Below are 26605 nucleotides of genomic sequence, written 5' to 3'. Positions count from 1 at the left end.
ACGTTGACAGTGAGGAAATAAATCGCACGCTTGCCCGCCAAATATGCGGGCCGGGCGTGCGATTCGGTTGACGGCGTTCCGCGCGCTGCCTATAGTGGCGGGATGATTTCAGATTTCCAAGAACTATCCGACAAAATCGACCAGCTGGCCGAGATGACCCACGCGCTGCGCCGGGAAAATGCACAATTGCGTCAGGCTAATGCCGCCCTCGTGGTGGAGAACATGGGCTATCAGCGCAAGTTGAGCGAGGCGACCGGCCGCGTCGAGGCTTTGCTGGAAAAAATCCCCGCGCTCGACGGCGACGCCGAAGAGGAAGAACAGCCTGAAAACGAGGACGCACGATGATACAGCTGGATGTGACCATCATGGGTTCGCCGTATCGGCTGGTCGTCAAGGAAGACGAAGAACGCGCGTTGCGCGAGGCCGCGGCCTTCCTGGACAAGAAGATGACGGCGATACGCGACGGCGGTAAAGTCAAGGGCAATGATCGCATCGCCGTGATGGCGGCGCTGGGCATGGCGGCGGAGTTCCTGTCGGTGAAATCGCCGGTGGGACCGTTGTCCGACATGTCTATACTGGAAGTGCAAACGAAGATCAGCGCCATGCACAAAGTGCTCGATAGCGCGCTGACGCCGCAAGAAACCCTGTTTTAATTCGCTAAACTCCTTCCTTTGCGGCGGACAAGAGAGTAAACTTCGTTTCACCCTGCGGTGTTCGCGATTGCCATATATTCCTTGAACCATTTATGTGCACCGGTTGCGGAATTTTGTTCGATGGGCGTGAGCGTCGCTAGTCCGATGAACCCGAAATTGAACTAACTGTGACCACCTTGAACCGTTTGGTTCGGGATGCCGGCAAAGACGGCACAGGCGGGGCCTTATACTAAGAAGCGGTTGCAAGCATGTGAGTGCGCAGCCGCTTTTTTTCGTCTGGACGTTTTTACTGGGAGCCACCCATGCAATATTGGTTGATGAAATCCGAGCCTGATGAAGTGAGCATCGACGACGTGATGGCGTCGCCCGCGCAGACCACGCCGTGGTTCGGCGTGCGCAACTACCAGGCGCGCAACTTCATGCGCGATGGCATGCAGGATGGCGACGGTGTGTTGTTCTACCACTCCAGTTGTCCGGAGCCCGGCATTGCCGGCCTGGCGAAAGTGGTGGGCGGCTCCTATCCCGACGCCACGCAATTCGACAAGGACAGCAAGTACTACGACCCCAAGGCCACGCCGGAGCAGCCGCGCTGGATCTCGGTCGACGTGCAGGGCACGCAGAAAACCCGGCTGCTGTCGCTGGCCGAGATGCGCACCATACCGGCGCTGGAGGATATGGTGGTGCTGCAAAAAGGCAGCCGCTTGTCGATCACGCCAGTGACGGCGGCGCAGTGGAACACCATCGTCAAATTGCTGAAGAAAGGCGCCTGATGGATATTGGCCTGGTACTGGTCCTGCTGCTGATGGGTGCCGTGGGCGGCTTCCTGGCAGGCCTGCTGGGCATAGGCGGCGGCATGATACTGGTGCCGTTCATCACGATGATCTTCAGCGCCAAGGGTTTTCCCGACAGCGTGAACATCCATATGGCGGTGGCGACGTCGCTGGGCGTGATCCTGTTTACGTCGATGTCGTCGGTGCGCGCACATCATCTGCACGGTGCTGTGCTGTGGCGAGTGGCGCTGCTGCTGTCGCCCGGCATATTGCTCGGGGCCTGGTGCGGGCCCTGGATCGCCAAGCAAATGAGTCCTGCGGGCCAGGCGATTTTGTTCTGCGTGTTCCTGGGCTTCTCCGCCACGCAGATACTGTTCGCTAAAAAGGCGGTCGTCGTGGAAGGCGTTGCGCAGCGCGGCCTGCCGGGTAACCTTGGCATGTTCGGCGCCGGCGGCGTGATCGGCCTGGTGGCGGGCTTGCTGGGTGCGGGCGGCGGCTTCCTGTCGATTCCGTTCATGACCTGGTGTAACGTCAGGATGCAGAACGCGGTGGCGACCAGCGCGGCGCTGGGCTTCCCGATCGCGCTGGCGGGCACGCTGTCGAATATCTACTATGGCTGGGGCACGCCGGACTTGCCCGAATACTCGCTGGGCTTCATCTACCTGCCGGCGTTGCTGGTGATCGCGGCGGCCAGCGTAACCCTGGCGCCGCTGGGCGCGCGCACCGCACACAAGCTGTCGGTGCAGACCCTCAAGAAAATCTTCGCGGTCGTACTCTACGGCCTGGCCGCCTACATGCTGCGCAAGGCCTTAGCTTAAATCCGGGGTCAGGTCCCCCATTAGAGCATGAGCTCGGCTGTACTAGTCGAGCTCATGCTCTAATGGGGGACCTGACCCCGGGTTTTAGATTGGCGCGCGGCCTTTCTGTTTGACCGTGTAGGCCCACACCAGCATCGCCAGCGCGCCGATGATCATCGGCAGCGACAGCACCTGGCCCGAGGTGATCGGCATGCCGAGGAAGGTGGTTTCCCAGTCCGGCGTGCGGAAGTATTCGGTGAAGAATCGCGCGCAGCCGTACAACAGTGTGTACGTCGCGCCGACCGCCAGACGCGGACGCTCCTTGCGCGAGTACAGCCACAGGATGACGAACACCACCAGGCCGTCGATCAACAACTGATAGAGCGGCGACGGATGGCGCAGGCCTTGCAGGAACACGGGATTCGGCGACAGCGGATAGGTCGTGTCCGGCCACAGCATCGCCCACGGCAGCGATTGGTCGCTGACCACGCGGCCCGGCAGTTCGGCGTTGATGAAGTTACCCAGGCGGCCGGCGGCGTAACCCAGCGGCACCAGCGGCGCGATGAAGTCGTAAACGTCCAGCAGATTGCGGCCGCTCTTGCGCGCCCACACGGCCATCGCGATCAGCACACCGAGGAAGCCGCCGTGGAAGGACATGCCGCCGTGCCAGACCTTGAGGATCTCGATCGGATTGGCGAAGAAATAGCCGGGGCGGTAGAACAGCACCTCGCCCATGCGGCCGCCGATCACCACGCCCAGCATGCCGTAGAACAGCATGTCGTCCAGGTCTTCCTTCTTCCACCCCTGCGCGGCGATGTGCGGCTGCTTGATGCGCACGCGGCCCAGCGTGATGAACATGGCGAAGGCGAGGACGTACATCAATCCGTACCAGTGGATCGCCACCGGCCCCAGTTGCAGGGCGATCGGATCGGGCATCGGGTGTATCAGCATAGGGTGTTCTTTCTTAATAATTCCAAAAAGCCGCGCAGTACCGGGGAGGCATTGTCGCGCCGCCAGGCCAGGCCGGTTTCGACCAGCGGCGTGGCGTCGCGCAGCGCCCGGTATTCTACCCCGGTCCGCATCAGGTTGGACACGGACTGCGGCACCAGCGCCATCCCCATGCCCGCCGATACCAGGCTGACGATGGTCTGCATCTGGATCGCCTGCTGGCCTATCTCCGGCGTGATGCCGGCGTCGCGGAACACCGACAGGATGGCGTCGTACAAGGCCGGCGAGATCGCGCGCGGGAAGACGATCAACGGCAGTGGCGGCAGGGAGGCCAATGCCAGCTTGCCTTGCTTCTTCAGCAGGCCGGCCGGCAGGGCCAGCACCAGCGGCTCGCTCAGCACCGGCAGGTAGTCCAGCACCAGTTTGGCTTTGTCTGGCAGCGGTGGGATCAGCAGGCCGGCGTCGATGCGGTTGTTGAGCAGGTCGTCCAGTTGCAGGTCCGAGGTGGCCTCCTGCAGCGTGATCTGCACTTGCGGATAGGCGGCGCGGTAGGCGCGCAGGAAGGGCGGCAGCACGCTGTAGTCGGCCGACGAGATGAAGGCCAGCGTCAGCCTGCCTACCTCGCCGGCGGCGGCGCGCTGCACCAGTTGCGGCAGCTCCTGCGACTGCGCCAGCATGCGGCGCGCTTCCGGCAGCAGCGCCAGGCCGGCCGGCGTCAGCGCCACGCCACGGCGGTTGCGCTCGAACAGCGGGGCGCCCAGCAACTCTTCCAGCGCCTGTATCGTCTGCGACAGCGGCGGCTGCGTCATGTGCAGGCGCAGCGCCGCCTTGCCGAAGTGGAGTTCCTCGGCGACGGTGACGAAATAGCGTAGTTGCCGCAGTTCGATATTCATATGGTTTACTGTTGAAATTCTATCCAGTGATATTTTATACGACTCACAGAGTCGAAAATACTATATTTGACACCGGGGCAGGGGAAAGGCAATCTGTCATGCTACGACAGCGGTCTTAAGCCCGCCTTTATCATTGGAGAAACATCATGCCGCAATACCGTTCACGCACCACCACCCACGGCCGCAACATGGCCGGCGCCCGCGCCCTGTGGCGCGCGACCGGCATGAAGGACGGCGACTTCGACAAGCCTATCGTCGCTGTCGTGAACTCGTTCACGCAGTTCGTACCCGGCCACGTGCACCTGAAGGACCTGGGCCAGCTGGTGGCGCGCGAGATCGAGAAGGCCGGCGGCGTGGCCAAGGAATTCAACACCATCGCCGTCGATGACGGTATCGCCATGGGCCACGGCGGCATGCTGTACTCGCTGCCGTCGCGCGACCTGATCGCCGATTCGGTCGAGTACATGGTCAACGCCCACTGCGCCGATGCGATGGTCTGCATCTCCAACTGCGACAAGATCACGCCGGGCATGCTGATGGCCGCGATGCGCCTCAACATTCCGGTGGTGTTCATTTCCGGCGGCCCGATGGAAGCGGGCAAGGTGATCAAGGTGGTCGACGGCAAACAGAAGATCATCAAGCTCGATCTGGTCGACGCCATGATCAAGGCCGGCGACCAGTCGGTCAGCGATGCGGACGTCGCCGAGATCGAACGTTCGGCATGTCCTACCTGCGGTTCTTGCTCGGGCATGTTCACCGCCAACTCGATGAACTGCCTGACCGAGGCGCTGGGCCTGGCGTTGCCGGGCAACGGTACCATCGTCGCCACCCACTCGGACCGGGAACAGCTGTTCCTGCGCGCCGGCCGCCTGATCGTCGAACTGGCCAAGCGCCACTACGAGCAGGACGACTACTCGGTGCTGCCGCGCTCCATCGCCAGCAAGGCCGCGTTTGAAAACGCCATGGCGCTGGATGTGTCGATGGGTGGTTCCACCAACACCGTGCTGCACTTGCTGGCCGCCGCGCACGAAGCGGAAGTGGACTTCGACATGAAGGACATCGACCGCATCTCGCGCAAAGTGCCATGCCTGTGCAAGGTCGCGCCGATGACCGATAAATACCACATCGAAGACGTGCACCGCGCCGGCGGCATCGTGGCGATCCTGGGCGAACTGGCGCGCGCCGGCTTGCTGGACACCTCGCTGCCGACCATCCATGCGCCGACCTTGGGCGATGCGATCGAACGCAACGACATCAAGCGCAGCGACGACCCTGCCGTGCACCAGCTGTTCCGCGCCGCGCCTGGCGGCGTGCCGACGCAGACGGCGTTCTCGCAATCGGAACGCTACGATGCGCTCGACACCGACCGCAGCACCGGCTGCATCCGCGACAAGGCGCACGCCTATTCGCAGGACGGCGGCCTGGCTGTCTTGTACGGCAACCTGGCGCAGAACGGCTGCATCGTGAAGACGGCTGGCGTTGATGAGAGCATTCTGAAATTCAGCGGCAAGGCGCGCGTGTTCGAGAGCCAGGACGCCGCGGTTGAAGGCATCCTTGGCGATACCGTGCATGAAGGCGATGTGGTCATCATCCGCTACGAAGGTCCGAAGGGAGGCCCTGGCATGCAGGAGATGCTGTATCCGACGTCGTACATCAAGTCCAAGGGCCTGGGCAAGGCTTGCGCGCTGTTGACCGATGGCCGTTTCTCGGGTGGTTCGTCGGGACTGGTGATCGGCCATGCTTCGCCGGAAGCGGCGGAGGGCGGCGCGATCGGCCTGGTGGAAGAGGGCGATATGATCGATATCGATATCCCGAACCGCACCATCAACCTGCGCATCAGCGATGCCGACCTGGCGGCGCGTCGCGCGGCGATGGAGGCCAAGGGTGATGCGGCGTGGAAGCCGGTCAATCGTCAGCGCTATGTGTCGCAGGCGCTGCAAGCCTACGCGGCGCTGACCACGTCGGCCGACCGCGGCGCCGTGCGCGATCTGTCGCAGATCAAGCGCTAAGGTCTCGCGTCGTTCCCGCGAAAGCGGGAATCCATAGAGCGCCGAATTGGTGGCTCAGTATGGATTCCCGCCTACGCGGGAATGACACGTTATTATTTCTTGTCGAAATTCTGCTTCACGCGCGCCTTGCGGCGCTTTTCGTCTTCGTCGTGTGCCTTGCGTTTGTCCAGGCCCAGCATCGGTTCCAGGAACTCGAACCACACGAAGGCGAACACCATCAGCCCGATAATCCACCACCAGGACAGCAGGGCGAACTTCCACACTTCAAAATACCGCAGCCCGCACAGGGCCAAGATCACCAAGATGATAGGCATGATGTGTTCCTCCAGTTACGTCATCTTACAAAGAAAATGGCTTTACGGGCAGCAATATTCTATTATTGGTCAACGGGCATATGCGGTATGGCGTTTAATGTGCACTGGGAAAACACGGTAGAATTGTTGGCAGAATTGAGTAGCACTTACCTGGAGAAGACAATGAAACGTAATTTGATGATGGTTGGCATGGTGGTCGCATCGGCATTCGCGTCGCAAGCCGCGATGGCGGACGCGGGCATGGACCTGGCAAAAGCCAAGAACTGCCTGGCCTGCCACGCCGTGAGCACCAAGCTGGTCGGCCCTGCCTACAAGGATGTCGCCGCCAAGTACGCCGGCCAGAAAGACGCGGAAGCCAAGCTGGTCACCAAAGTGATCAAGGGCGGTTCCGGCGCCTGGGGCGCGATCCCGATGCCAGCCAATCCGCAAGTGACCGATGCTGAAGCGAAGACCCTGGTGAAATGGGTGCTGGCGCAGAAATAATCAGCGCCGCAGTAGAAAGTAAAAAACGCGCCATCGGCGCGTTTTTTTATTGGTGGTGCATGCTTTACTTGATGACCGAGGTAATGGTCTTGGTGCCGTTGTTGTAGTTGTACATCGTCAGCGAACCATCCTTGATGTCGCCCTTGGCATCGAACTCGATCAGGCCGGTCACGCCCTGATACTTGATCTTTTGCAGGAACGGCAGGTACTTGGCAGGCTCTGCCGAGTTAGCGGCCTGCATCGCGGCAGCCATCGTCATCACCGAGTCGTACACGTATGGCGCGTACAGTTGCACGTCCATGTTGTACTTCTTCTTGTAGCGCGCATGGAAGTCGTCCATGTTCTTTTGCAGCTCAGGCGGCACACCGCCGGCTTCGGCGCAGGTAACGACCTTGACCGCGTCGGCGCCGGCCAGCTTAGGCAGCGATTCGGTGCACAGGCCGTCGCCGCCCATGTACTTGGCCTGGATGCCCAGCGCCTTCATCTGGCGCAGCAGCGGGCCGCCTACCGAGTCCATGCCGCCGAAGAAGATCAGGTCGGGATTCTTGCCCTTGATGGTGGTCAGGATGGCGTTGAAGTCGGTGGCCTTGTCGGTGGTGAATTCCTTGCCGACGATTTGCACGCCTGGCAGCGCCTTCTTGGCGCCCTTGATGAACTCTTCCGCCACGCCCTGGCCGTAGGCGGTACGGTCGTCGATGACGGCGATTTTCTTCACGCCCATCTTGCCGACTGCATAGCCGCCCAGCGTGCCGCCCAGCTTGGCGTCATTGGCGACCACGCGGAATACCGAGTTGAAGCCTTGTTGCGTATATTTGGTCTGGGTGGTCGCTGGCGAAATTTCCGGGATGCCGGCGTCGAAGTAGATCTTCGAGGCAGGGATGGTGGTGCCGGAGTTCAGGTGGCCGATCACGCCGTTGACTTTGGCATCGACCAGCTTCTGCGCGACCGCCGTGCCCTGTTTCGGATCGCCGCCGTCGTCTTCCAGCACGAGGACGAATTTGACCGGCTTGCCGGCGATCTTGATGCCTTTGGCGTTCAATTCTTCGACGGCCATCTTGGCGCCGTTTTCATTGTCCTTGCCCAGGTGCGCGGACGGACCGGAGACCGGCGCGACGTGGCCGATCTTGATCACTTCTTGCGCGCCGGCGCTGCCAGCAAAAGCCAGTGCGATGGCGAGTGGAATGAATTTGGTCTTGAACTGCATATGCATTCTCCAGTGGTTGAATAAGCGACGGTGTCTCATGAACGCCGCAGAATTTTTTCTGCAAGGCCAAAAGGTACAACAAATTATTCTTATCGCAAAGGGAGATTCGCAGGGATTCGCACTTTTAAGTGGCATTTCCCGGTTTTGATGCGCGCCGCGCTGGGAGAGTGCGGTCCGTGCACCAGAAATGGGAACGGACCGGGAGGGGAATTCTTACTTTTTGGCCTGCAGGTGCGTCAGCTCTTGCGAGACGGCGCGGGCGACGATTTTCTCGATGGTGTCGTGCAGGCCGATGCGGATTTCGTTGGTCAGGCCGTGCAGGGCGTGGGTCAGGACTTCGGCCATGCAATCCTTGATGCGCTGCTCCAGCACGAAATCGACGCGCGATTGCAGCTGGTGCATGATGCGTTCGGACAGGCGATGCTCCATCATCGCCCATTCGGCATCGCTCCAGTTGTCGATGGCGTCGGCTTCCAGCTCGGCCGCCATTTCAGCGCGCTTGGACAAGGTGGAGCGGGTACCGGAAGCGGCCTCGCCGGGCAGCAGTTCATCGCCCAGCGGCTCGGCCTTCAGGACTTCCGTCAATACAGGGATACTGGCGTCAAACGATTGGGCTTGGCTCATGATTTTCCTGTGACAAAGTGGGTAAGTGGATAGTCTTGCTGCTTGTATGCGACATAGCGCTTGCGGCCTGCGGCCGCGTCATCCTCATCGGAGGAAATTACTTCGATCATGCGCTCGAATTGCGCGACCCCGGAAGGCGCGCGGCGCGACAAATTTACCAATAAATCTTTGTGTGGTAATTCTGCCTCATCGTTGTCCGTGAGAATGATTGGCGTGTGCGCGGCGAGTGCATCGCCGGCGAGCACATGGGGCAGGAAGTCGGCAGGGGAAAATGTCCACATCGCCGCGTTAAGTTCTGCCAGTTGCGCCTCATCGTCTGCCATTAGCACCACGCGTTTGTTCGCCCCCCAGGCCTTGCGCACGAGGCGGCAGGCATAGGCGATTTTGTCCGGCACGTTGGTGTGGAAATCGATGCGTGTCATAGCTGTTTTGATCTGTTCTGTAGAGGGGAAGTGCATGCGGCAAGGTGCCGCCTGATCCCAGTTTATTCGAAAATTATTTTTGGCGCTGGCACCGATGTTGCTACCGAACGCCAATTCTAGAACTGGAAGCCGGGTGGCGCATTGACCGGTGGCAGGGGCTTGGCAAGCTCCGGCACGGGGCGCACCGCTTCGGGTGGCGGTGCTGGTGGCGGCGCGGCGGAAACCGGCGCCGGATATTGATAATTCGGTGGCAAGCGTTTTTCCAGCGGATAACCGGCGTCGCTTAACAACACATCCCAGCTGTTCTGTTCGAAGCCCGTCAGCTTGCTGCGGCCGACCAACAGCAGCGGCAGATGGCCGTTGCCGCCGGCCTTCTTCAACGCTAGCTGGTCGTCGACGGTGGTGATGGTTTTTTCATTGAAAGGTATGCCGCGCGCCATCAGCATGGCGCGGGCGTTGCTGCAGCCGTCGCACTGGGCCGTGGTGTACAGCGTGACCGGGCGGTTGCGTACGGCGTCGGCCAGTTCCTGCGGCAGCTCCACCGAAGCTCCGCCGGTGGAAAACGATTTCACTTCAACTTTTGTTTTGGTCGGCGCCGATGGCGGCGGCGGCTGGTCGCTGTAGTGGGTCACGCCCTTGTCGTCGACCCATTTGTACACTTGGGCGCTGGCCGTGCCGAGGCACAGCAGCGCGATAGTGAGGGCGGCCAGCCGCTTCATGATCAGGCCGCCATGCCGCTGTGACGCAGCAGCGCGTCGATGCTGGGCTCGCGGCCACGGAAGGCCGTGAACGATTCCAGCGCAGGGCGTGAGCCGCCTACCGACAGGATCTCCTGCAGATAGCGCTTGCCGGTTGCGGTGGTGGCCTCCGGGCCCAGCGCCTTGGCTTCTTCGAACGCGGCGTAGGCGTCGGCCGACAGCACCTCGGCCCACTTGTAGCTGTAGTAGCCCGCCGCGTAGCCGCCGGAGAAGATGTGGCCGAAGGAGTTCTGGAAACGGTTGAACGCCGGCGGCACGATCAGCGCGAACTTGGCGCGCACTTCGTCGATCAGTTGCTGCACGGTCTGGCCGGTGCTGGCGTCGTAGTCGTAGTGCAGGTGCATGTCCAGCAGCGAGAATTCCACCTGGCGCAAGGTCTGCAGGCCGGACTGGAAATTCTTCGCGGCCAGCATCTTGTCGTACAGCGCGCGCGGCAGCGCTTCGCCAGTGCTGACGTGCGAGGTCATGTGTTCCAGCACTTCCCATTCCCAGCAGAAGTTTTCCATGAATTGCGACGGCAGTTCCACCGCGTCCCATTCGACGCCGGAGATGCCGGATACGCCCAGCTCGTCCACCTGCGTCAGCATGTGGTGCAGGCCGTGGCCGAATTCGTGGAACAGCGTGATCACTTCATCGTGCGTGAACAGCGACGGTTGTGCGACGCCATCCACCACCGCAGGCTCGGTGAAGTTGCAGGTCAGGTAGGCGACCGGGGTTTGTACTTTTTCTTCCTCGGCACGGCGGCCGCGGGCGTCGTCCATCCAGGCGCCGCCGCTCTTGCCGGCGCGCGCGTACAGGTCGAGGTAGAACTGGCCGATCAGCTTGCCGTTGCGTTCGATGCGGAAGAAGCGCACGTCCTTGTGCCATACCGGCGCGTCGTCCGGCTTGATCTCGACCGTGAACAGGTTCTGGATCAGGCGGAACAGGCCGTCGACCACTTTGTGTTCAGGGAAGTACTGCTTCACTTCCTGCGCCGAGAAGGCGTAGCGGCGCTCTTGCAGTTTCTCGGAAGCGTAGGGGATGTCCCAGGCTTTCAGTTCGGCTATGCCCAGTTCCTCCTGTGCGAATTTTTTCAGTTCGGCCAGGTCCTGCTCGGCGAACGGGCGGGCGCGCTTGGCCAGGTCTTCCAGGAAGGCGATCACCTGGTCCGGCGATTGCGCCATCTTCGGCACCAGCGAGACTTCGGCGAAGTTCTTGTAGCCCAGCAGCTTGGCTTCCTCGTCGCGCAGCTTCAGCAGCGTGACGATGTTTTGCGTGTTGTCCCAGTCTTCCTTCTTGCTGAACACTTCGCCCTGCTCGGAGGCCTTGGTGGCGTTGGCGCGGTAGATGGTCTCGCGCAGTTCGCGCTTGTCGGCGAATTGCAGGATAGGGAAGTAGGACGGGAAGTGCAGCGAGAATTCGTAGCCTGCCTTGCTTTCCTTTTCGGCGGCGGCGCGCGCGGCGGCCTTCACGTCGGCGGGCAGGCCGGCCAGATCGGCCTCGTCGGCCACCAGCAGCTTGTAGTCGTTGGTGGCGTCGAGCACGTTTTCGGAGAAGCGGGTCGAGACCGACGCGTGTTCTTCCTGTATGTCGGCAAAGCGTTCTTTTTTATCGGCAGGCAGTTCGGCGCCGCCCATGCGGAAATCGCGCACGGCGTTGTCGATGATGCGCTTGCGGGCCGGCGACAGGTTGTCGAAGCCGGCCGACGCGCGCAGCGCTTTGTACTTGCCGAACAGCGCTTCGTTCTGGGCCAGCGCGGTCCAGAACTCGGTCACTTTCGGTTGATTGTCGTTGTAGGTGGCGCGCAGTTCGGGCGTATCGACCACATTGTTCAGATGGCTGACGATGCCCCAGGCGCGGCCCAGCAGCTCGGTGGCGTTTTCCAGCGGGGTGACGAAGTTATCCCACGTCACCTGCTCGGACGGCGCTTCCAGTTGCTCGACCACGGCGCGGCTCTTGGCCAGCAGGGAGGCTATGGCCGGGGTGACGTGCTCGGGCTTGATCGCATCGAAACGCGGCAGGCCGGAAAAGTCGAGAAGCGGGTTATCTGTAGTCATATCAGTTCCAATAATGGTTACGTACGCTCGCGGGAATCGCTTACCCCGCACGGCGGCGACAGGGGGCTGACCCCGTGCGGGGTCAGACCCCGACTTGTCGGGTTAAGTGCGCTCGGCCGCTTCGACGGTGTTCATCAGCAGCATGGTGATGGTCATCGGGCCCACGCCGCCTGGTACCGGCGTGATGTGCGATGCCACTTCCTTGATGCCGGCGAAATCGACGTCGCCGCACAGCTTGCCCGCGTCGTCACGGTTGATGCCGACGTCGATGACGATCGCGCCCGGCTTCACCATATCAGCGGTCAGCGTATTGCGGCGGCCGGTTGCGGCCACAACAACGTCGGCCTGGCGGGTGTACAGGCCCAGGTCCAGCGTCGCACTATGACAGATGGTGACGGTGGCGTTGGCTTGCAAGAGCAGCAGCGCCATCGGCTTGCCGACGGTGTTGCTGCGGCCGATGACCACCGCGTGCTTGCCGCGCAGGTTGACGCCGGTGCTTTCGATCAGCTTCATGCAGCCATACGGCGTGCACGGGCGGAAACCGTCCAGGCCGGCCATCAGCTCGCCGGCGCTCAGCACCGAGTAGCCGTCCACGTCTTTCTTGGTGGAGATCGCTTCGATGACCTTGTGCGGGTCGATGTGCTTGGGCAGCGGCATTTGCACCAGGATGCCGTGGATGGCCGGATCGGCGTTCAGCGCGGCGATGCGCTCCAGCAGCGCGGCTTCGCTCAGGTCGGCAGGGTACTGGTCCTTCAACGAATAGAAACCGGCGTCCTCGCAAGCCTTGACCTTGTTGCGCACGTACACGTGGCTGGCCGGGTCGTCGCCGACGATGATCACGGCCAGGCCGGGCTGTTTGCCTTTGGCGGTGAGGGCGGCAGCACGTGCAGCAATTTCCGCGCGCAGTTTTTGGGAGAGGGCGATTCCGTCGATCAGTTGAGCAGGCATGATTTAACCAGGTTGGAGAGGAAAGCAGGATTATAAAGCCGCAGCGCGCCCCGCGCCTCGTTTCCGACGGCTTAGTCATGCTGCGACGCACAAAATTCCCATGGTGAGATTTCACGATACGAAATGACGTATCGTAATTTGAAAAAGCGGAAAAGTGCTGTTAGAATCGCACACGGCATTGAAGTATTGGTAAATAATCAGCGTTAGTTCAGCACTCAAACTCAGGAGACTTAATACATGTCAGCTCAACTTGACCAGGTAACGGCAAACACCGACCCTGATTCGCAAGAAACCAAAGAATGGTTGGACGCACTGGCCGCAGTGCTGGAACAAGAGGGCCCTGAACGTGCTCACTACCTGATGGAACGCCTGATCGACCTGGCCCGCCAAAGCGGCTCGGACATCCCGTTCTCCGCCAATACCGCTTACGTCAACACCATCCCCGCCCACCTCGAAACCCATTGCCCAGGCAACCTGGAATACGAAGAGAAGCTGCGCTCGTGGATGCGCTGGAACGCCATGGCGATGGTCGTCAAGGCCAACCGCGTCGACGGCGACCTCGGTGGCCACCTGTCCTCGTTCGCCTCGCTGGCCAACATGCTGGGCATCGGCTTCAACCACTTCTGGAAAGCGCCGAGCGAAAACCACGGCGGCGACCTGCTGTACATCCAGGGCCACTCCTCGCCAGGCGTGTACGCCCGCGCCTTCCTCGAAGGCCGCCTGTCCGAAGAGCAGCTGACCCATTACCGTCGCGAAGTCGACGGCAAGGGCCTGTCCTCGTATCCGCACCCGAAACTGATGCCGAACTTCTGGCAGTTCCCGACCGTGTCGATGGGCCTGGGCCCGTTGATGGCGATCTACCAGGCGCGCTTCCTGAAGTACCTGCACGCGCGCTCGATCGCCGACACCACCGACCGTAAAGTCTGGGCATTCTGCGGCGACGGCGAGATGGACGAACCGGAATCGCTGGGCGCAATCGGCATGGCCGCGCGCGAGAACCTGGACAACCTGGTCATCGTCGTCAACTGCAACCTGCAACGCCTGGACGGCCCGGTGCGCGGCAACGGCAAGATCATTCAAGAGCTGGAAGCGGACTTCCGCGGCGCCGGCTGGAACGTCGTCAAAGTCATCTGGGGCCCGGGTTGGGACGCGCTGCTGAAGCAGGACAAAGACGGCATCCTGCGCAAAGTGATGATGGAAACCATCGACGGCGAATACCAGAACTACAAGGCCAAAGACGGCGCCTACGTGCGCAAGAACTTCTTCGGCAAGCACCCTAAGCTGCTGGAGATGGTCGCCAACATGACCGACGACGACATCTGGCGCCTGACCCGCGGCGGCCATGATCCGCACAAGATCTATGCCGCCTTCAAGGTTGCACAGGAACACAAAGGTCAACCGACCGTCCTGCTGGTGAAAACCATCAAGGGCTTCGGCATGGGCAAGCACGGCGAAGCGCGCAACACCGCGCACAACACCAAAAAGCTGACCGACGAAGCCGTGCGCGAAATGCGCGACCGCTACTCGATCCCTATTCCGGACGACCAACTGGCCGACATCCCGTTCTACAAGCCTGCCGACGACGCGCCGGAGATCAAGTACCTGCACGAGCGCCGTGCAGCGCTGGGCGGCTACCTGCCGGCCCGCCGCATGCAAGCCGACGAGAAGCTGGTTGTGCCGCCACTGAGCGCCTTCCAGAACGTGCTGGATGCGACCGCAGAAGGCCGCGAAGTATCGAGCACCCAGACCTTCGTGCGTATCCTGACCACGCTGCTGAAAGATCCTAGCCTGGGCCAGCGTATCGTGCCGGTGCTGGTCGATGAGTCGCGTACCTTCGGTATGGAAGGCCTGTTCCGCCAGGTTGGTATCTTCAACCAGCAAGGCCAGTTGTATGAGCCGGTCGATAAAGACCAGGTCATGTACTACCGCGAAGACAAGGCCGGCCAGATCCTGCAAGAGGGTATCAACGAAGCCGGTGGTATGAGCTCGTGGATCGCCGCGGCGACCTCGTACTCGACCAACAACCGCGTGATGATCCCGTTCTACACGTACTACTCGATGTTCGGCATGCAGCGTATCGGCGACCTGGTATGGGCCGCCGCCGACATGCGCGCCCGTGGCTTCCTGATGGGCGGCACCGCCGGCCGCACGACGCTGAACGGCGAAGGTCTGCAGCACGAAGACGGCCATAGCCATCTGTTCGCAGCGGCTGTACCGAACTGCATGCCTTACGATCCGACCTTCGGTCACGAAATCGCCGTGATCGTTCAGGATGGTCTGCGCCGCATGGTGGAAAATCAGGAAGATGTGTTCTACTACATCACCATCATGAACGAGAACTATCCACACCCAGGCATCAAGCCTGGCCAGGAAGAGGGCATCCTGAAGGGCATGTACCTGCTGCAGAAAGGCGACGAGAAAGCCAAGCAGCGCGTGCAGCTGATCGGCTCCGGCACCATCCTGCGTGAATCGATCTTCGCGGCCGAACTGCTGAAGAACGACTGGAACATCGCCGCCGACGTGTGGTCCGCTCCATCGCTGACGCTGGTGGCCCGCGACGGCCAGGACGCAGAGCGCTGGAACCTGGTCAACCCGACCAAGGAACAACGCGTGCCGTACGTGGCGCAGCTGCTGAAGGATACGAGCGGCCCTATCGTTGCGACGACCGATTACATGCGTGCGTTTGCTGAACAGATCCGCGCCTTCATTCCTAAAGACCGCACCTACCGCGTGCTGGGCACCGATGGTTTCGGCCGTTCGGACACCCGCGCCGCGCTGCGTGAATTCTTCGAAGTGAACCGTTACTACATCACGGTCGCTGCGCTGAAATCGCTGGCGGAAGAAGGCAAGATCGACGCGAAGGTGGTGGAGCAGGCAGTCGTCAAGTACGGCCTGAACGCCAACAAGCCAAATCCGGTGACCCAATAATTAGAACGGAGCAGACGCTATGAGCATTGTGGAAGTTAAAGTCCCGGATATCGGTGATTTCAAGGAAGTTGAAATCATCGAGTTGATGATCAAAGTAGGCGATACGATTAAAGTAGACCAGTCGCTGATTACCGTTGAATCGGATAAGGCCAGCATGGAGATTCCTTCGTCCGCCGCTGGCGTGGTCAAGGAAATCAAGGTCAAGGTCGGCGACAAGGTGGCCATGGGTTCGCTGCTGCTGTTGCTGGAAGCTGAAGGCGCTGGCGCCGCGGCTCCTGCTGCCGCTGCCGCACCTGCACCAGCCGCCGCGGTTCCAGCACCGGCGCCCGCCGCTGCTGCCGCACCTGCACCGGCTCCGGCAGCTTCGGCCGGCCCGGTCGACGTCAAGGTGCCGGACATCGGCGACTTCAAGGAAGTTGAAGTCATCGAAGTGATGGTCAAGGTTGGCGACACGATCAAGGTCGATCAATCGCTGCTGACCGTTGAATCGGACAAGGCCAGCATGGAAATCCCTTCGTCGCACGCTGGTGTGGTGAAGGAAGTGAAGATCAAGGTTGGCGATAAGGTTGCCATGGGTTCGGTGGTGCTGGTGGTTGAGGCTACGGGCGGTGCTGCTGCTCCGGCTCCTGCCGCTGCCGCTGCCGCACCTGCTGCCGCCGCTCCAGCCGCCGCTGCACCTTCGCCGGCGCCTGCTGCTGCCGCTGCTGCCGCACCTGTATCGCAAGGCTCGGTCCAAACCGGAAAACTGGCGCACGCATCGCCGTCGATCCGCAAGTTCGCCCGCGAACTGGGCGTGGATCTGGGCAAAGTGCCTGGCTCCGGTCCTAAAGGCCGCATCAACCAGCTGGACGTGCAGAACTACGTCAAGGGCGTGATGGCTGGTACCACCGCTGCACCTGCCGGCGCTTCGGCTCCAGCCGGCGGCAACGGCGGCATGAGCGTGCTGCCATGGCCGGTGATCGACTTCAGCAAATTCGGTCCGACCGAACTGCTGCCGCTGTCGCGCATCAAGAAAATCAGCGGTCCTAATCTGCACCGCAACTGGGTCATGATCCCGCACGTCACGCAGTTCGACGATGCCGACATCACCGACCTGGAAGCGTTCCGCGTCGAGACCAACAACGCCAACGCCAAGAACAAGGACGCGGCCAAGCTGACCATGCTGGCCTTCGTCATCAAGGCAGCGGTCGCCGCGCTGAAGAAGTTCCCGGCGTTTAACGCGTCGCTGGATGAGAAGGGTGAAAACCTGATCCTCAAGCAGTACTACAACATCGGCTTCGCAGCCGATACGCCGAACGGCCTGGTGGTACCTGTGATCAAGGGCGCGGACCAGAAATCGGTCTCGCAGATCGCTCGCGAAATGACCGAGCTGTCGCTGCAAGCACGCGAAGGCAAGCTGAAACCGACCGACATGCAGGGCGCCAGTTTCACCATCTCGTCGCTGGGCGGCATTGGTGGCACGCACTTCACGCCTATCGTCAACGCGCCGGAAGTGGCGATCCTTGGCCTGTCCAAGGCATCGATCAAGCCGGTGTGGGACGGCAAGGCATTCCAGCCTCGCCTGATGATGGGTACCTCGCTGTCCTACGACCACCGCGTGGTCGACGGCGCGATGGGTGCTCGCTTCTCCGTGTACCTGAGCGAAGTGCTCGGCGACATGCGCAAAATTCTGCTGTAAGGAGCGACTATGAGCACAGAAGTGAAAGTGCCGAACATCGGCGACTTCGCAGAAGTTGAAGTGATCGAGGTGATGGTCAAGGTTGGCGATACGATCAAGGCCGACCAGTCGCTGATCACCGTTGAATCGGACAAGGCCAGCATGGAGGTTCCATCCTCGCACGCTGGCGTGGTCAAGGAAATCAAGGTCAAGGTTGGCGACAAGGTCAAGGAAGGCTCGCTGATGCTGGTGGTTGAAGCTGCCGCTGGTTCGACCGCTGCGGCTCCTGCCGCCGCGCCGGCGCCCGCTGCTGCAGCTCCGGCTCCGGCTCCGGCCGCAGCACCTGCCGCGCCAGCCGCGCCGATCGCCGCACCAGCCGGTGGCAGCTATGCCGGCCAGGTCGACATCGACTGCGACATGATGGTACTGGGCGGCGGTCCTGGCGGTTACTCCGCCGCGTTCCGCGCCGCGGACCTGGGCTTGAACACAGTGATCGTCGAGCGTTACGAAACGCTGGGCGGCGTGTGCCTGAACGTCGGTTGCATTCCATCGAAAGCGCTGCTGCACGTGGCATCGGTGATCGACGAAACCTCGCACATGTCCAACACCGGCGTCACCTTCGCCAAGCCGACCATCGACATCGACCAGGTACGCAAGTACAAGGAAGGCGTCATCAAGAACATGACCGGCGGCCTGGCCGGCATGGCCAAAGCCCGTAAGACGCAAGTCGTCACCGGTGTCGGCCAGTTCCTGAGCGCGAACCACATCGAAGTCACGGCCGGCGACGGCACCAAGAAAGTGGTGCAGTTCAAGCAGGCCATCATCGCTGCCGGTTCGGCCGTGGTGAAGCTGCCGTTCGTGCCGGAAGATCCACGCATCGTCGATTCGACCGGCGCGCTGGAACTGCGCCAGATCCCGAAACGCATGCTGGTCATCGGCGGCGGCATCATCGGCCTGGAAATGGCCACCGTGTACTCGACCTTCGGCGCGCGCATCGACGTGGTCGAAATGATGGACGGCTTGATGCAAGGCGCCGACCGCGATGCGGTCAAGGTCTGGCAGAAGTTCAACGAGAAGCGCTTCGACAACATCATGACCAAGACCAAAACGGTCGGCGTTGAAGCGCTGCCGGAAGGGATCAAAGTCACCTTCGAAGCGGCGGAAGCCGGCGCCACCGCGCCAGCCCCGCAGGTCTACGATCTGGTGCTGGTCGCAGTGGGCCGCAGCCCGAACGGCAAGAAGATCGCCGCCGACAAGGCTGGCGTGATCGTGTCCGATCGCGGCTTCATCCCGGTCGACAGCCAGATGCGCACCAACGTGCCGAACATCTTCGCCATCGGCGACCTGGTGGGCCAGCCTATGCTGGCGCACAAGGCGGTGCACGAAGGCCACGTGGCGGCGGAAGCTGCAGCGGGCCAGAAGTCGCACTTCGATGTGAAGGTGATTCCATCGGTGGCTTATACCGATCCGGAAGTGGCATGGGCCGGCATCACCGAAGACGAAGCGAAAGCCAAGGGCATCAAGGTCGAGAAGGGCCACTTCCCTTGGGCAGCAAGCGGCCGCGCCGTGGCCAATGGCCGCGCCGAGGGCTTCACCAAGCTGCTGTTCGACGCTGAAACGCACCGCATCATCGGCGGCACCATCGTCGGCACGCACGCCGGCGACATGATCGGCGAGATCGCGCTGGCGATCGAGATGGGTTGCGACGGCACCGACATCGGCAAGACGATCCACCCGCACCCGACCTTGGGCGAGTCGATCGGCATGGCCGCCGAAGTGTACGAAGGCGTCTGCACCGACCTGCCTCCGCCACGCAAGCGCTAAGCAACGTAGCAACACGAAACCGGGACTTGTTCCCGGTTTTTTTATAGGCTTTCAAGATGTCTTCAATACTGTCGTTCATTCCGCTGCTGCTGTCGATCGCGCTGTACACCAGCCTCGTCAAGCTCGCGGCCTTCCTGTACAAACGCGCGCTCCTGAGCTGGCGCGACGCCTGCATCTTCAGCCTGATTCTGTTGACGGTGCTGGGAGCCGGCACGCTGCTGAATCGCTTGTCGGGCAACGCAATTCCGCTGCTGGTATCGATCGCCGCCGGCATGGTGATCCAGGTCGGCATCGGCGCGTGGTACCTGGCCCCGCGTGCGCGCTCTGCGGGCGGTGAACCGCTGGCGGCCAAAGGCGCCGCCATGCTGGCGCTGATCGCCTACGGCCTGATCGCGATCCTCGGTGTGTTGGCCGCCTTGGCGATGGGTGCGCTGGTCGGCTAAAGTCCTAGCGCCAAAGCACTGCCAAGTCAGCGTTCCGGGTTTTTATAATGAAAAGGTAGACCAACATGATCCAGCTTGACCCGAATTATGCCGTCTCAGATATCGATACGCTTGAGAGACTTTATGGTGCGCCTGCTGCGGCATCGGTTAAGAAGGAAGTCGCCTACGTGCATCCACAGTATCGGAAATTTATCGAGGCTGCGCCCTTTGTACTCCTCGCAACAAGTGGATCAGAAGGAATGGATCTGTCGCCGCGAGGCGACTCGGCCGGATTCGTCCGCATTCACGATGAGAACACCTTGCTCCTACCGGACCGGCGGGGAAACAACCGGATAGATAGCTTGCGCAATATTCTTCATGACCCGCGCGTTGCTCTCCTGTTCCTGATACCTGGGATTGGGGAAACACTTAGGGTTGTGGGCAAAGCATCGATCCACCTCGACCCAGACTTGCTTACGACGTTTTGTGTTGATGGGAAGCCCCCTCGGTCCGTGTTGGTGATAAAGGTTGAAGCTGTTTTCTTCCAGTGCTCCCGTGCTGTGCTGCGGTCGAGCCTTTGGGATCATTCCAGGCACGTCGCCCGCGATGATCTGCCGAGTCCAGGGAAGATTCTGGCGGAGGTGAGTGATGGGGCAATTGACGGCCTAAAATACGATGCCGACTTGCCCGAACGCTTGAAATCTACTATGTACTGACGATTTTGGTCTACGAGATTTCATCGCCACCAAATGGTCGCGATCCGGCGCGCGCTGCGCGAGAATGGGTGACCCCGAAGCTCGCGACGAGTTTCTACTTAGGGGGCTACACTTATGACGTCGCCCCGGCAGGTCCGAGGCTCGCCGCATGACGGAGAACGATATGGCATCGATACGCAAGGAAATCGACATTGGCGTCCCACCGGAGCAGCTGTGGGATGCGCTACGCGACGTGGGCGCGTTGCATACTCGGCTGGTGCAGGGCTTCGTCACCGATTGCAAGCTGGAGCCGGACGGCGCGGCGCGCATGGTGACCTTTGCCAACGGCATGACGGTGCGGGAAGTGATCGTCGCCGTCAGTGATGAGGACCACCGCGTGGCCTGGTCGGCGGCGGGTGGACGGCTGAGCCATCACAACGCCTCCGCGCAGGTCTTCGGCGAAGGTGCGCACGGCAGCCGGCTGGTGTGGATCGCCGACCTGCTGCCCGACAGCATGGCGCCCGCCGTCGCCACCATGATAGAGCAGGGGTTGGATGCGATGAAGCGCACCGTCGAGGCACGCTGATGGGTGGGGCAGCAAGGAATTCGCGAGAATGGGTGACCAAGCTCCGAAGCTGAGCGCCTGAGTCGATAGATCAGGATCACGGTATGGTCACAGGTGGGTGGAGGCCCAACGCGGCGACGCGGCGCGCGAATTTGCGGTCGTCAAATGAAGCCATGCTATCGCAGCTTTGATAGCTAGCGTGATGCAAGGCGTCAGCGAAAGCGATTCCGCGTTCGTAATTTGCAAGCGCTTGAGTGAAGGATGGGCGATCCTCAACCGTCATATGGGGCAAGCTCAGCATATGTCGAAACACGATGATGATCGCTGGACGCTTCAAGCTGTAACTTGCTCGCATTATCCATTCCAACTCGACTATTACTGTTTTGCAGACAGATAGTGGTTGGTCTGAATCGATCAGGCGCTGTGCCAGCGGGCGTTGGCGTTTTGCTTCAAGATCGGCGCTATCGTCAATGTAATAGCGCGCGAGAACGTTGGTGTCCAGCCCTATCATGGCTTAATGTGATCGCCAATGTTCAGGTCTACCGGCACAGACGGCCGGTTGCTCTTTATCATGCCGTAGCCGCTGGCTGGCTTGGATTTTGGTATGGGCAGCTTGGTACCCATAACCCGCATTTCCAAGCGCATGCCATTCATAATGCATTCGACTTTGGCACCTTCAGGGATGCCGAAGGTTTCCCTTATTTTCGCGGGGATGGTAATCGTGCCGTCGCTGTTGACTACTGTTGAAATTTCCATGGTGACCTCCCGAAGGATTCACCCATGGTAGCACTCAGTTTGTCAGCACAGTTTGATCTTTAGCGTGTGAGGCGGTAGAGCAGGATAGCGGTGCGGATGGTCGCTCGTTCGATCGAGGCGATTTCCAGGTCTTCGTCCGGCGAATGCGCGCCGTTGCCGGTGGCGCCCAAGCCGTCCAGGCTGTCGATGAACGGGGCGACGAACTGCACGTCGCCGGCGCCGCGTTGGCCTGGCGGCAGGGCAGGGATCTCGCCCAGGCCTGCATCGGCGCTGGCTTGCGAGTAGGTCTTCAGCACGGCCAGGTTGCCGGCGGTCGGCGACATCGGCGGATACGATTCGTGGAAGCTGATGCTGGCGCTGGTGCCAGGCAGGTTCTGCGCGACGATGACTTTCATCTTCGCGTGCGCGCGGTCGCGTTGTTCGTTGGTCAGGTAGCGCAGGTCGCCGTGCACGGTGGCGGTGCGAGCGATGACGTTGCCCTTGCCGGCGGCCTGGCCTTTGGTGCCGCTGGCTTCGAGGCCGACGTCGGTGCCGCCCAAGATTAAACCGGGGCTGAAGGTCAGCTCAGGCTCGATCACCTGCTGGCGGAAGCCGTCGACGATGCGCGCCGCTTCGTACACTGCGCCATAGCCTGCGCTCTCGGTGAAGATGCCGCTGGAGTGGCCTTGCTTGCCTTTGACTTCCAGATCCCACGACGACGAGGCGCGGCGGCCGATGGTGCCGGTGTCCTTGCCGTTCTTGTCGCGCACCGTGGCCTCGAAGGCCAGCGCGATGTCGCTGCGCTTGGCGGCGGCGACCATGTCGGCGCGCGAGATCTCTACCGGATCGCCGGCGCTCTCCTCGTCGCCGCTGAATATCACGGTGATCGTGGTGTTATCGAGCGCACCCACGCGCTGCAAGGCGCGCAGCGCTTCGACGATGATCACGTCGCCGCCCTTCATATCATTGACGCCCTGGCCGCGCACGCGGGCGCCGTCGCGCTTCCACAGCTGCACCGGGCTGTCTTTTTCAAACACTGTATCCAGATGGCCGATCAGCAGCAGGCGCTTGCCTTGCTTGCCCTCGCGCGTGGCGAGCAGGTGGCCGGCGCGCTTGACGGCGGGCGGCATGTCGATCCAGCGGGTGGTGAAACCCAGCTGGTCGAACTGCTCGCGAAACAGCTTGCCGACTTCGCGCACGCCCTCATGGTTCATGGTGCCGCTGTTGATGTTCACCGAACGCTCCAGCAGCTGCAAGCCTTGCTCCGAATGCGCCTTGACCTCGTCGACGATTTTCTGCTCGACCGGCGACAGCGCTGCTGCGCCTGCGCTACTCATTGCCAACACCAGTGCTGCGAACGCGAACGGTTTCAATGCCATGTGGACTCCGGGGTGATCAATCAAGCTTGCGCCGATGCCGGCAGTCCGAAGATGCGGTCGAAGGCCAGGCTGAAGAGAAAGGTATAAAACATAAAGAATAACACCAGCCCCAAGTCCAGCACAAAGGCTTCCCACAGCGAGATGCCCAACCACCAGGCGAACAGCGGCACCAGGATCACTATCAGGCCACCCTCAAAGCCCAGCGCGTGCGCGGCACGGCGCATCCAGCTGCGGCCTCGCACCGTCTGACGTGCTTCCCAAGCTTCGAACATGCCGTTATAAACGAAGTTCCACACCACCGCGACCAGCGACGAAGCGACGGCGGCGACGCTGGCGTGGCCGGCGTCATGGCCCATCAGCAGCACCAGCACACTGCTGGTCAGGCCGACGGCGATCAATTCAAACAGCGATACATAGACGACTTTGCGTTTTAATCCTTGCATGATGTTTCCTCCTAAATACGATGTGACCATGTTAATAGCAAATTTCTGATTGAAAAAGTCGACAGCTATCAGTTTTTCTGACAGCATGGGGCATGGCCTTCTCCAGCGATAACATCGCGATCTTTCTCGCCGTGCTCGATCACGGTTCTTTTTCCGCAGCGGCGCGGGCGCTGGGGCGGGTGCCGTCGGCCGTCAGCATGGCGATCGCCAACCTGGAGGCGGAACTCGATTTGCAGCTGTTCGATCGCACCTCGCGCGAGGTACGGCCCACCGAGTCGGCGCGCGCATTGGAGGCGGAAGCGCGCCAGATGGCCGGCCAGCTGCGCCGCCTGCAGGCGCACGCGCTGTCGCTGCACCAGGGACTGGAGCGGCGCCTGACGTTGGCCATCGCGCCCGAACTGCTGTCAGCGCCGTGGAGCGATCCGTTGGCGCGGTTGGCGGAAGAGTTCCCGTCGCTGGAAGTGGACGTGCTGTCGGCGCCGCAGAACGATGCGCTGCGCATGCTGCACGACGGCTCCGCGCAGCTGGCGCTGATCTACGAGCGGCCGCAGATCGACCAGCGCGAGAGCTTCCAGGAGCTGGGCAGCGAGGTGCTGGTGGCGGTGATCTCGCCGCGGCATCCGCAGGCGCGCGAGCGCAATGGCCAGTTCCGGCTGGAGGACCTGATCGACATGCGCCAGATCGCCATCGTTAGCCGCGACGCGCGGATCGAGGACGAGCGCGTGCTCATCTCGCGCAAGCTGTGGCGCACCGACAGCCACCTGGCGACACTGAGCCTGGTGCGCGCCGGCGTCGGCTGGGCCTATCTGCCGCACCGGCTGGCGGCGCCGCTACTGGACTCCGGCGAGCTGCTGGGCATAGGCTTCGCGCACATGAGCAACCAGGTGCGCCTGTGGGTGGACGTGGTGTGGCTCAACGATCGTCCGCTAGGCTTGGGCGCGCAGCGCCTGATCGCGCTGATGAAGGACATCGCCGGCCTGGAGGCGCGGCCGGTGGAGCCCTAGTGCCGACTTAATGCAGCCTTAATCCGCCCGCCGCACAGTAAGGGAAGCTGTTATATTCGCTGTGCAGATTTTTTCATAAAGGATAACCATGCTTCGCCTGAAACTCGCTGTTGCCGCCGCTGCTTTGCTGGCCGGCTCCGCCTTCGCATCGCCCACCGCGCCGAAGAACGGCGCCGAGTACACCACCCTGAAAACGCCACAGCCGGTGCTGGCCGAGGGCAAGAAGGTCGAGGTGATCGAGTTCTTCATGTACCACTGCCCGGCGTGCTACGCGCTGGAGCCGGCCATGCTGGCGTGGGTGAAAAAGCAGGGCGACAACATCGTGTTCCGCCGCATCCACCTGCCGCTGACCGGCGAGAACGATCCGGAAGCACATATGTTCCTGACGCTGGAAGCGATGAAGCTGGAAGAGTCGCTGCACGCCAAGCTGCTGAGCACCTGGCACGTCGAGCGCCGCCGCCTGAAGAGCGATGCGGACAACGTCGATTGGGCGGTCAAGAACGGCGTCGACAAGGATAAATACCTGGCCATGTATAACTCGTTCTCGGTCATCACCAAGCTGAAAAGCGCCGGCCGCGTGGCCAGCACGTATGAAGTCAACAGCACGCCGACGCTGATCGTCAACGGCCGCTACCTGACCAATCCTTCGATGGTCGACACCAGCAACCCAGGCATCCCGCGCCCGCAGCTGGACCAGGCCACCTTGCAGGTGCTGGACGCGCTGGTCGCGATGTCGCGCAAATAAGTTGGCCGCCAGCGCCGAATTTGTCAGCTGGATGCGCGAGCAATTCGCGCCGCTCGGCGCGGCCGTGTCGGATGGAGCGTTCTTCGGCGGCCGCGCGTTCAAGTATCACGGCCTGCAGTTCGCGTGGGTGATGGGCAGCACGCTGTACCTGCGCGTCAACGACGCCACCCGCGCCGGCTTCGAGGCCGAAGGCGCGGCGCCGTTTTCCTACGAGACGAAGAAGGGCACGGTGCTGGTCCGCAAATTCTATACGGCGCCGGAGTTCCTGCTGGACGATCCCGGGCAGATGCTGGTCTGGGCCCGCAAGGCGATCGACGCAGCCGAATAAACAGCCGCGCGGCGCCGGCGGTTTAGTTGACGGTGAAGCGGGTCGGGATTTCGATGCCGCCGTTGCGCGCGGCTTCCGCGTAGGCTTGCATTTCCTGGATGACGGCGTCGAGCTGTTCCTGGCCCGGGTTGGCCTGGAACATTTTGATGCGCTCGTTCATGAGCGTTACCTGTCTGCTCCAGTCCAGTCGATTCGATTTGCTCATGTGTGCTCCGTGGGTAAAAAAACAGTATAGAGCAAATGATAAAAAAGCACAGCTTCTAACGCAGCACGGCGCGGAAGAACAGGTCCAGCCCTTGCGTGGCGCGGGCGCGCAGTTCTTCGACGGTGGGCGGCTGGTCGGTTGGGAACAGCATGCGCACCATGGTGTCGCCCATGATGCAGGCTAGCATGTGCACCGCCAGCGTCTCTACCGGTATTTCCGGACGCAACTGGGCGCGGATGTCGGGACGGCTGAAGAAGCGCATCAATTCCTGGCGGGTGCGCAGCGGGCCGGCCTGGTAAAAGGTGTCGGCCAGCTCCGGCGTGGTCCTGGCCTCGGCCACCACCATGCGGTGCAGGCTGACGAAGGCGGGCGCCGTCACCAGTTCAAGGAAGCGCAGCGCAAAATCATCCATCACTTCGCGGAACGGCCGCGGGTCCGCTTGCATGTCCGTCATGCCGGCGAAGAAACGCGCGCGGCCGTTGGTGATGACGGCGTTCAGCAGTCCGGCCTTGCCGCCAAACTTGACATAGATCGTGCGCACGGCGACGTGGGCCTCGCGGGCGATCATTTCCAGGCTGACCTTGCTGTAGCCCTTTTCCAGGAACAGCCTGGCCGCCGTGTGCAGCAGCGCCTGCAAGCGGGCTTCCTTGTCGGCCGCGCGCGGGCGGCCGGCCACCTTGCCGTAGCAGGGCGAGTCGGGGGAGTCATTGGCGGCGTCTTCCGGGCAATCCGGTTCTTCCAGGGCGGCGGCGTTGGCGGTGATCTTCATGGGCTGACATGTTAAAGGATGCGGACATCGTAGTCCAAAATAAAATG

Annotated in this window: 30 protein-coding genes and 1 other RNA gene; 16 read left to right on the top strand and 15 right to left on the bottom strand. The window is 61.7% G+C overall.

The window, feature by feature from the left end; genetic code table 11:
* Positions 1-30: 30 nt before the first annotated feature.
* From V6M89_RS10760 to V6M89_RS10740, 5 genes are all read left to right on the top strand, one after another.
* Complete coding sequence (locus V6M89_RS10760; RefSeq protein ID WP_332853180.1) at positions 31-345, top strand: hypothetical protein; 315 nt, start codon at positions 31-33, stop codon at positions 343-345.
* On the top strand, positions 342-653 hold the full coding sequence (locus V6M89_RS10755) for a cell division protein ZapA (RefSeq protein ID WP_332853179.1): 312 nt from the start codon (positions 342-344) through the stop codon (positions 651-653). Before V6M89_RS10760 ends, V6M89_RS10755 begins: the two co-directional genes overlap by 4 nt.
* Before the next feature lie 46 nt (positions 654-699).
* Positions 700-880: non-coding RNA, 6S RNA (ssrS, locus tag V6M89_RS10750), on the top strand.
* Positions 881-955: 75 nt separating this feature from the next.
* Entirely contained in the window at positions 956-1423 is a 468-nt protein-coding gene (locus V6M89_RS10745; RefSeq protein ID WP_332853178.1) for an EVE domain-containing protein, read from the top strand.
* Positions 1423-2241, top strand: coding sequence for a sulfite exporter TauE/SafE family protein (locus V6M89_RS10740; protein ID WP_332853177.1), 819 nt, complete (start codon positions 1423-1425; stop codon positions 2239-2241). Before V6M89_RS10745 ends, V6M89_RS10740 begins: the two co-directional genes overlap by 1 nt.
* Positions 2242-2325: 84 nt before the next feature.
* On the opposite strand, the gene lgt is transcribed toward V6M89_RS10740, so the two are convergent.
* Together lgt and V6M89_RS10730 are read right to left on the bottom strand one after the other, a co-directional pair.
* Entirely contained in the window at positions 2326-3171 is an 846-nt protein-coding gene (gene lgt, locus V6M89_RS10735; protein WP_332853176.1) for a prolipoprotein diacylglyceryl transferase, read from the bottom strand.
* Positions 3165-4061 carry a LysR family transcriptional regulator gene (locus V6M89_RS10730; protein WP_332853175.1) on the bottom strand — a complete coding sequence of 299 codons (897 nt, stop codon included), beginning with the start codon at positions 4059-4061 and terminating at the stop codon, positions 3165-3167. Before V6M89_RS10730 ends, lgt begins: the two co-directional genes overlap by 7 nt.
* 146 nt (positions 4062-4207) lie before the next feature.
* On the opposite strand from V6M89_RS10730, the gene ilvD reads away from it, so the two are divergent.
* Positions 4208-6070 carry a dihydroxy-acid dehydratase gene (ilvD, locus tag V6M89_RS10725; protein ID WP_332853174.1) on the top strand — a complete coding sequence of 621 codons (1863 nt, stop codon included), beginning with the start codon at positions 4208-4210 and terminating at the stop codon, positions 6068-6070.
* A gap of 92 nt (positions 6071-6162) precedes the next feature.
* Here the strand turns inward: ilvD and V6M89_RS10720 are convergent, their stop codons facing one another.
* Positions 6163-6384 carry a TIGR04438 family Trp-rich protein gene (locus V6M89_RS10720; protein ID WP_332853173.1) on the bottom strand — a complete coding sequence of 74 codons (222 nt, stop codon included), beginning with the start codon at positions 6382-6384 and terminating at the stop codon, positions 6163-6165.
* 162 nt (positions 6385-6546) lie between these two features.
* Here V6M89_RS10720 and V6M89_RS10715 point away from each other — a divergent pair, with 162 nt between their 5' ends.
* The gene (locus tag V6M89_RS10715; protein ID WP_332853172.1) at positions 6547-6867 is read left to right on the top strand and encodes a c-type cytochrome; all 321 of its coding nucleotides are present in this window, start codon (positions 6547-6549) and stop codon (positions 6865-6867) included.
* A 64-nt stretch (positions 6868-6931) separates the two neighbouring features.
* Here the strand turns inward: V6M89_RS10715 and V6M89_RS10710 are convergent, their stop codons facing one another.
* From V6M89_RS10710 to folD, 6 genes are all read right to left on the bottom strand, one after another.
* Positions 6932-8071 (bottom strand): branched-chain amino acid ABC transporter substrate-binding protein, encoded by a 1140-nt coding sequence (locus tag V6M89_RS10710; protein WP_332853171.1) that lies wholly within the window; start codon positions 8069-8071, stop codon positions 6932-6934.
* A 213-nt stretch (positions 8072-8284) separates the two neighbouring features.
* On the bottom strand, positions 8285-8695 hold the full coding sequence (locus V6M89_RS10705) for a hypothetical protein (protein ID WP_116990532.1): 411 nt from the start codon (positions 8693-8695) through the stop codon (positions 8285-8287).
* Positions 8692-9117: a DNA polymerase III subunit chi gene (locus V6M89_RS10700; protein WP_116990531.1), complete on the bottom strand. Its 426-nt coding sequence runs from the start codon at positions 9115-9117 to the stop codon at positions 8692-8694. The genes V6M89_RS10705 and V6M89_RS10700 overlap by 4 nt, the downstream gene beginning before the upstream one ends.
* 116 nt (positions 9118-9233) lie before the next feature.
* On the bottom strand, positions 9234-9836 hold the full coding sequence (locus V6M89_RS10695) for a glutaredoxin family protein (protein WP_332853170.1): 603 nt from the start codon (positions 9834-9836) through the stop codon (positions 9234-9236).
* Between the two features lie 2 nt (positions 9837-9838).
* The gene (locus V6M89_RS10690) at positions 9839-11911 is read right to left on the bottom strand and encodes a M3 family metallopeptidase (RefSeq protein ID WP_332853169.1); all 2073 of its coding nucleotides are present in this window, start codon (positions 11909-11911) and stop codon (positions 9839-9841) included.
* A 102-nt stretch (positions 11912-12013) separates the two neighbouring features.
* Positions 12014-12859 (bottom strand): bifunctional methylenetetrahydrofolate dehydrogenase/methenyltetrahydrofolate cyclohydrolase FolD, encoded by an 846-nt coding sequence (gene folD / locus V6M89_RS10685; RefSeq protein WP_332853168.1) that lies wholly within the window; start codon positions 12857-12859, stop codon positions 12014-12016.
* Between the two features lie 237 nt (positions 12860-13096).
* On the opposite strand from folD, the gene aceE reads away from it, so the two are divergent.
* From aceE to V6M89_RS10655, 6 genes are all read left to right on the top strand, one after another.
* Positions 13097-15787, top strand: coding sequence for a pyruvate dehydrogenase (acetyl-transferring), homodimeric type (gene aceE, locus V6M89_RS10680; RefSeq protein ID WP_332853167.1), 2691 nt, complete (start codon positions 13097-13099; stop codon positions 15785-15787).
* 19 nt (positions 15788-15806) lie between these two features.
* A complete protein-coding gene (aceF, locus tag V6M89_RS10675; RefSeq protein ID WP_332853166.1) occupies positions 15807-17465 on the top strand; it encodes a dihydrolipoyllysine-residue acetyltransferase in 1659 nt (552 codons plus the stop codon).
* Between the two features lie 9 nt (positions 17466-17474).
* Positions 17475-19268 (top strand): dihydrolipoyl dehydrogenase, encoded by a 1794-nt coding sequence (gene lpdA, locus V6M89_RS10670; protein WP_332853165.1) that lies wholly within the window; start codon positions 17475-17477, stop codon positions 19266-19268.
* A gap of 56 nt (positions 19269-19324) precedes the next feature.
* Positions 19325-19711: a hypothetical protein gene (locus tag V6M89_RS10665; RefSeq protein WP_332853164.1), complete on the top strand. Its 387-nt coding sequence runs from the start codon at positions 19325-19327 to the stop codon at positions 19709-19711.
* 68 nt (positions 19712-19779) lie between these two features.
* On the top strand, positions 19780-20406 hold the full coding sequence (locus V6M89_RS10660) for a pyridoxamine 5'-phosphate oxidase family protein (RefSeq protein ID WP_332853204.1): 627 nt from the start codon (positions 19780-19782) through the stop codon (positions 20404-20406).
* 163 nt (positions 20407-20569) lie between these two features.
* On the top strand, positions 20570-20971 hold the full coding sequence (locus V6M89_RS10655; protein ID WP_332853163.1) for an SRPBCC family protein: 402 nt from the start codon (positions 20570-20572) through the stop codon (positions 20969-20971).
* Between the two features lie 76 nt (positions 20972-21047).
* Here the strand turns inward: V6M89_RS10655 and V6M89_RS10650 are convergent, their stop codons facing one another.
* The 4 genes from V6M89_RS10650 to V6M89_RS10635 are packed head-to-tail and all read right to left on the bottom strand — an operon-like array spanning position 21048 to position 23507.
* Entirely contained in the window at positions 21048-21461 is a 414-nt protein-coding gene (locus V6M89_RS10650) for a type II toxin-antitoxin system VapC family toxin (protein ID WP_332853162.1), read from the bottom strand.
* Positions 21458-21706 (bottom strand): AbrB/MazE/SpoVT family DNA-binding domain-containing protein, encoded by a 249-nt coding sequence (locus tag V6M89_RS10645; protein ID WP_332853161.1) that lies wholly within the window; start codon positions 21704-21706, stop codon positions 21458-21460. Before V6M89_RS10645 ends, V6M89_RS10650 begins: the two co-directional genes overlap by 4 nt.
* A 59-nt stretch (positions 21707-21765) precedes the next feature.
* Positions 21766-23064: a M20/M25/M40 family metallo-hydrolase gene (locus V6M89_RS10640; protein WP_332853160.1), complete on the bottom strand. Its 1299-nt coding sequence runs from the start codon at positions 23062-23064 to the stop codon at positions 21766-21768.
* A gap of 20 nt (positions 23065-23084) precedes the next feature.
* Positions 23085-23507, bottom strand: a complete 423-nt coding sequence (locus tag V6M89_RS10635; protein WP_332853159.1) for a PACE efflux transporter — start codon at positions 23505-23507, stop codon at positions 23085-23087.
* 92 nt (positions 23508-23599) lie between these two features.
* Here V6M89_RS10635 and V6M89_RS10630 point away from each other — a divergent pair, with 92 nt between their 5' ends.
* The 3 genes from V6M89_RS10630 to V6M89_RS10620 all read left to right on the top strand — a co-directional run bounded on the left by V6M89_RS10630 (position 23600) and on the right by V6M89_RS10620 (position 25584).
* A complete protein-coding gene (locus tag V6M89_RS10630) occupies positions 23600-24511 on the top strand; it encodes a LysR family transcriptional regulator (protein WP_332853158.1) in 912 nt (303 codons plus the stop codon).
* Positions 24512-24599: 88 nt separating this feature from the next.
* Positions 24600-25256, top strand: a complete 657-nt coding sequence (locus V6M89_RS10625) for a thiol:disulfide interchange protein DsbA/DsbL (RefSeq protein WP_332853157.1) — start codon at positions 24600-24602, stop codon at positions 25254-25256.
* 31 nt (positions 25257-25287) lie between these two features.
* The gene (locus V6M89_RS10620; RefSeq protein WP_332853156.1) at positions 25288-25584 is read left to right on the top strand and encodes a TfoX/Sxy family protein; all 297 of its coding nucleotides are present in this window, start codon (positions 25288-25290) and stop codon (positions 25582-25584) included.
* Positions 25585-25606: 22 nt separating this feature from the next.
* Here V6M89_RS10620 and V6M89_RS10615 read toward each other — a convergent pair whose 3' ends face one another.
* The gene (locus V6M89_RS10615; RefSeq protein WP_147328111.1) at positions 25607-25789 is read right to left on the bottom strand and encodes a hypothetical protein; all 183 of its coding nucleotides are present in this window, start codon (positions 25787-25789) and stop codon (positions 25607-25609) included.
* A 55-nt stretch (positions 25790-25844) separates the two neighbouring features.
* Positions 25845-26558, bottom strand: a complete 714-nt coding sequence (locus V6M89_RS10610) for a TetR/AcrR family transcriptional regulator (RefSeq protein WP_332853155.1) — start codon at positions 26556-26558, stop codon at positions 25845-25847.
* Positions 26559-26605 lie beyond the last annotated feature (47 nt).

The sequence above is a fragment of the Duganella sp. S19_KUP01_CR8 genome, from assembly GCF_036688705.1.
GTDB lineage: Bacteria > Pseudomonadota > Gammaproteobacteria > Burkholderiales > Burkholderiaceae_D > Rugamonas.
Note: the sequence above shows the minus strand (reverse complement) of the source record. Positions and strands in the feature narration are given on the sequence as shown.

Bases quoted from the DNA above. Each gene is read 5' to 3' on its own strand.
- V6M89_RS10755 (WP_332853179.1), top strand. From the start codon at position 342: ATGATACAGCTGGATGTGACCATCATGGGTTCGCCGTATCGGCTGGTC.
- V6M89_RS10745 (WP_332853178.1), top strand. From the start codon at position 956: ATGCAATATTGGTTGATGAAATCCGAGCCTGATGAAGTGAGCATCGAC.
- V6M89_RS10740 (WP_332853177.1), top strand. From the start codon at position 1,423: ATGGATATTGGCCTGGTACTGGTCCTGCTGCTGATGGGTGCCGTGGGC.
- lgt (WP_332853176.1), bottom strand. From the start codon at position 3,171: ATGCTGATACACCCGATGCCCGATCCGATCGCCCTGCAACTGGGGCCG.
- V6M89_RS10730 (WP_332853175.1), bottom strand. From the start codon at position 4,061: ATGAATATCGAACTGCGGCAACTACGCTATTTCGTCACCGTCGCCGAG.
- ilvD (WP_332853174.1), top strand. From the start codon at position 4,208: ATGCCGCAATACCGTTCACGCACCACCACCCACGGCCGCAACATGGCC.
- V6M89_RS10720 (WP_332853173.1), bottom strand. From the start codon at position 6,384: ATGCCTATCATCTTGGTGATCTTGGCCCTGTGCGGGCTGCGGTATTTT.
- V6M89_RS10715 (WP_332853172.1), top strand. From the start codon at position 6,547: ATGAAACGTAATTTGATGATGGTTGGCATGGTGGTCGCATCGGCATTC.
- V6M89_RS10710 (WP_332853171.1), bottom strand. From the start codon at position 8,071: ATGCAGTTCAAGACCAAATTCATTCCACTCGCCATCGCACTGGCTTTT.
- V6M89_RS10705 (WP_116990532.1), bottom strand. From the start codon at position 8,695: ATGAGCCAAGCCCAATCGTTTGACGCCAGTATCCCTGTATTGACGGAA.
- V6M89_RS10700 (WP_116990531.1), bottom strand. From the start codon at position 9,117: ATGACACGCATCGATTTCCACACCAACGTGCCGGACAAAATCGCCTAT.
- V6M89_RS10695 (WP_332853170.1), bottom strand. From the start codon at position 9,836: ATGAAGCGGCTGGCCGCCCTCACTATCGCGCTGCTGTGCCTCGGCACG.
- V6M89_RS10690 (WP_332853169.1), bottom strand. From the start codon at position 11,911: ATGACTACAGATAACCCGCTTCTCGACTTTTCCGGCCTGCCGCGTTTC.
- folD (WP_332853168.1), bottom strand. From the start codon at position 12,859: ATGCCTGCTCAACTGATCGACGGAATCGCCCTCTCCCAAAAACTGCGC.
- aceE (WP_332853167.1), top strand. From the start codon at position 13,097: ATGTCAGCTCAACTTGACCAGGTAACGGCAAACACCGACCCTGATTCG.
- aceF (WP_332853166.1), top strand. From the start codon at position 15,807: ATGAGCATTGTGGAAGTTAAAGTCCCGGATATCGGTGATTTCAAGGAA.
- lpdA (WP_332853165.1), top strand. From the start codon at position 17,475: ATGAGCACAGAAGTGAAAGTGCCGAACATCGGCGACTTCGCAGAAGTT.
- V6M89_RS10665 (WP_332853164.1), top strand. From the start codon at position 19,325: ATGTCTTCAATACTGTCGTTCATTCCGCTGCTGCTGTCGATCGCGCTG.
- V6M89_RS10655 (WP_332853163.1), top strand. From the start codon at position 20,570: ATGGCATCGATACGCAAGGAAATCGACATTGGCGTCCCACCGGAGCAG.
- V6M89_RS10650 (WP_332853162.1), bottom strand. From the start codon at position 21,461: ATGATAGGGCTGGACACCAACGTTCTCGCGCGCTATTACATTGACGAT.
- V6M89_RS10645 (WP_332853161.1), bottom strand. From the start codon at position 21,706: ATGGAAATTTCAACAGTAGTCAACAGCGACGGCACGATTACCATCCCC.
- V6M89_RS10640 (WP_332853160.1), bottom strand. From the start codon at position 23,064: ATGGCATTGAAACCGTTCGCGTTCGCAGCACTGGTGTTGGCAATGAGT.
- V6M89_RS10635 (WP_332853159.1), bottom strand. From the start codon at position 23,507: ATGCAAGGATTAAAACGCAAAGTCGTCTATGTATCGCTGTTTGAATTG.
- V6M89_RS10630 (WP_332853158.1), top strand. From the start codon at position 23,600: ATGGCCTTCTCCAGCGATAACATCGCGATCTTTCTCGCCGTGCTCGAT.
- V6M89_RS10625 (WP_332853157.1), top strand. From the start codon at position 24,600: ATGCTTCGCCTGAAACTCGCTGTTGCCGCCGCTGCTTTGCTGGCCGGC.
- V6M89_RS10620 (WP_332853156.1), top strand. From the start codon at position 25,288: ATGCGCGAGCAATTCGCGCCGCTCGGCGCGGCCGTGTCGGATGGAGCG.
- V6M89_RS10615 (WP_147328111.1), bottom strand. From the start codon at position 25,789: ATGAGCAAATCGAATCGACTGGACTGGAGCAGACAGGTAACGCTCATG.
- V6M89_RS10610 (WP_332853155.1), bottom strand. From the start codon at position 26,558: ATGAAGATCACCGCCAACGCCGCCGCCCTGGAAGAACCGGATTGCCCG.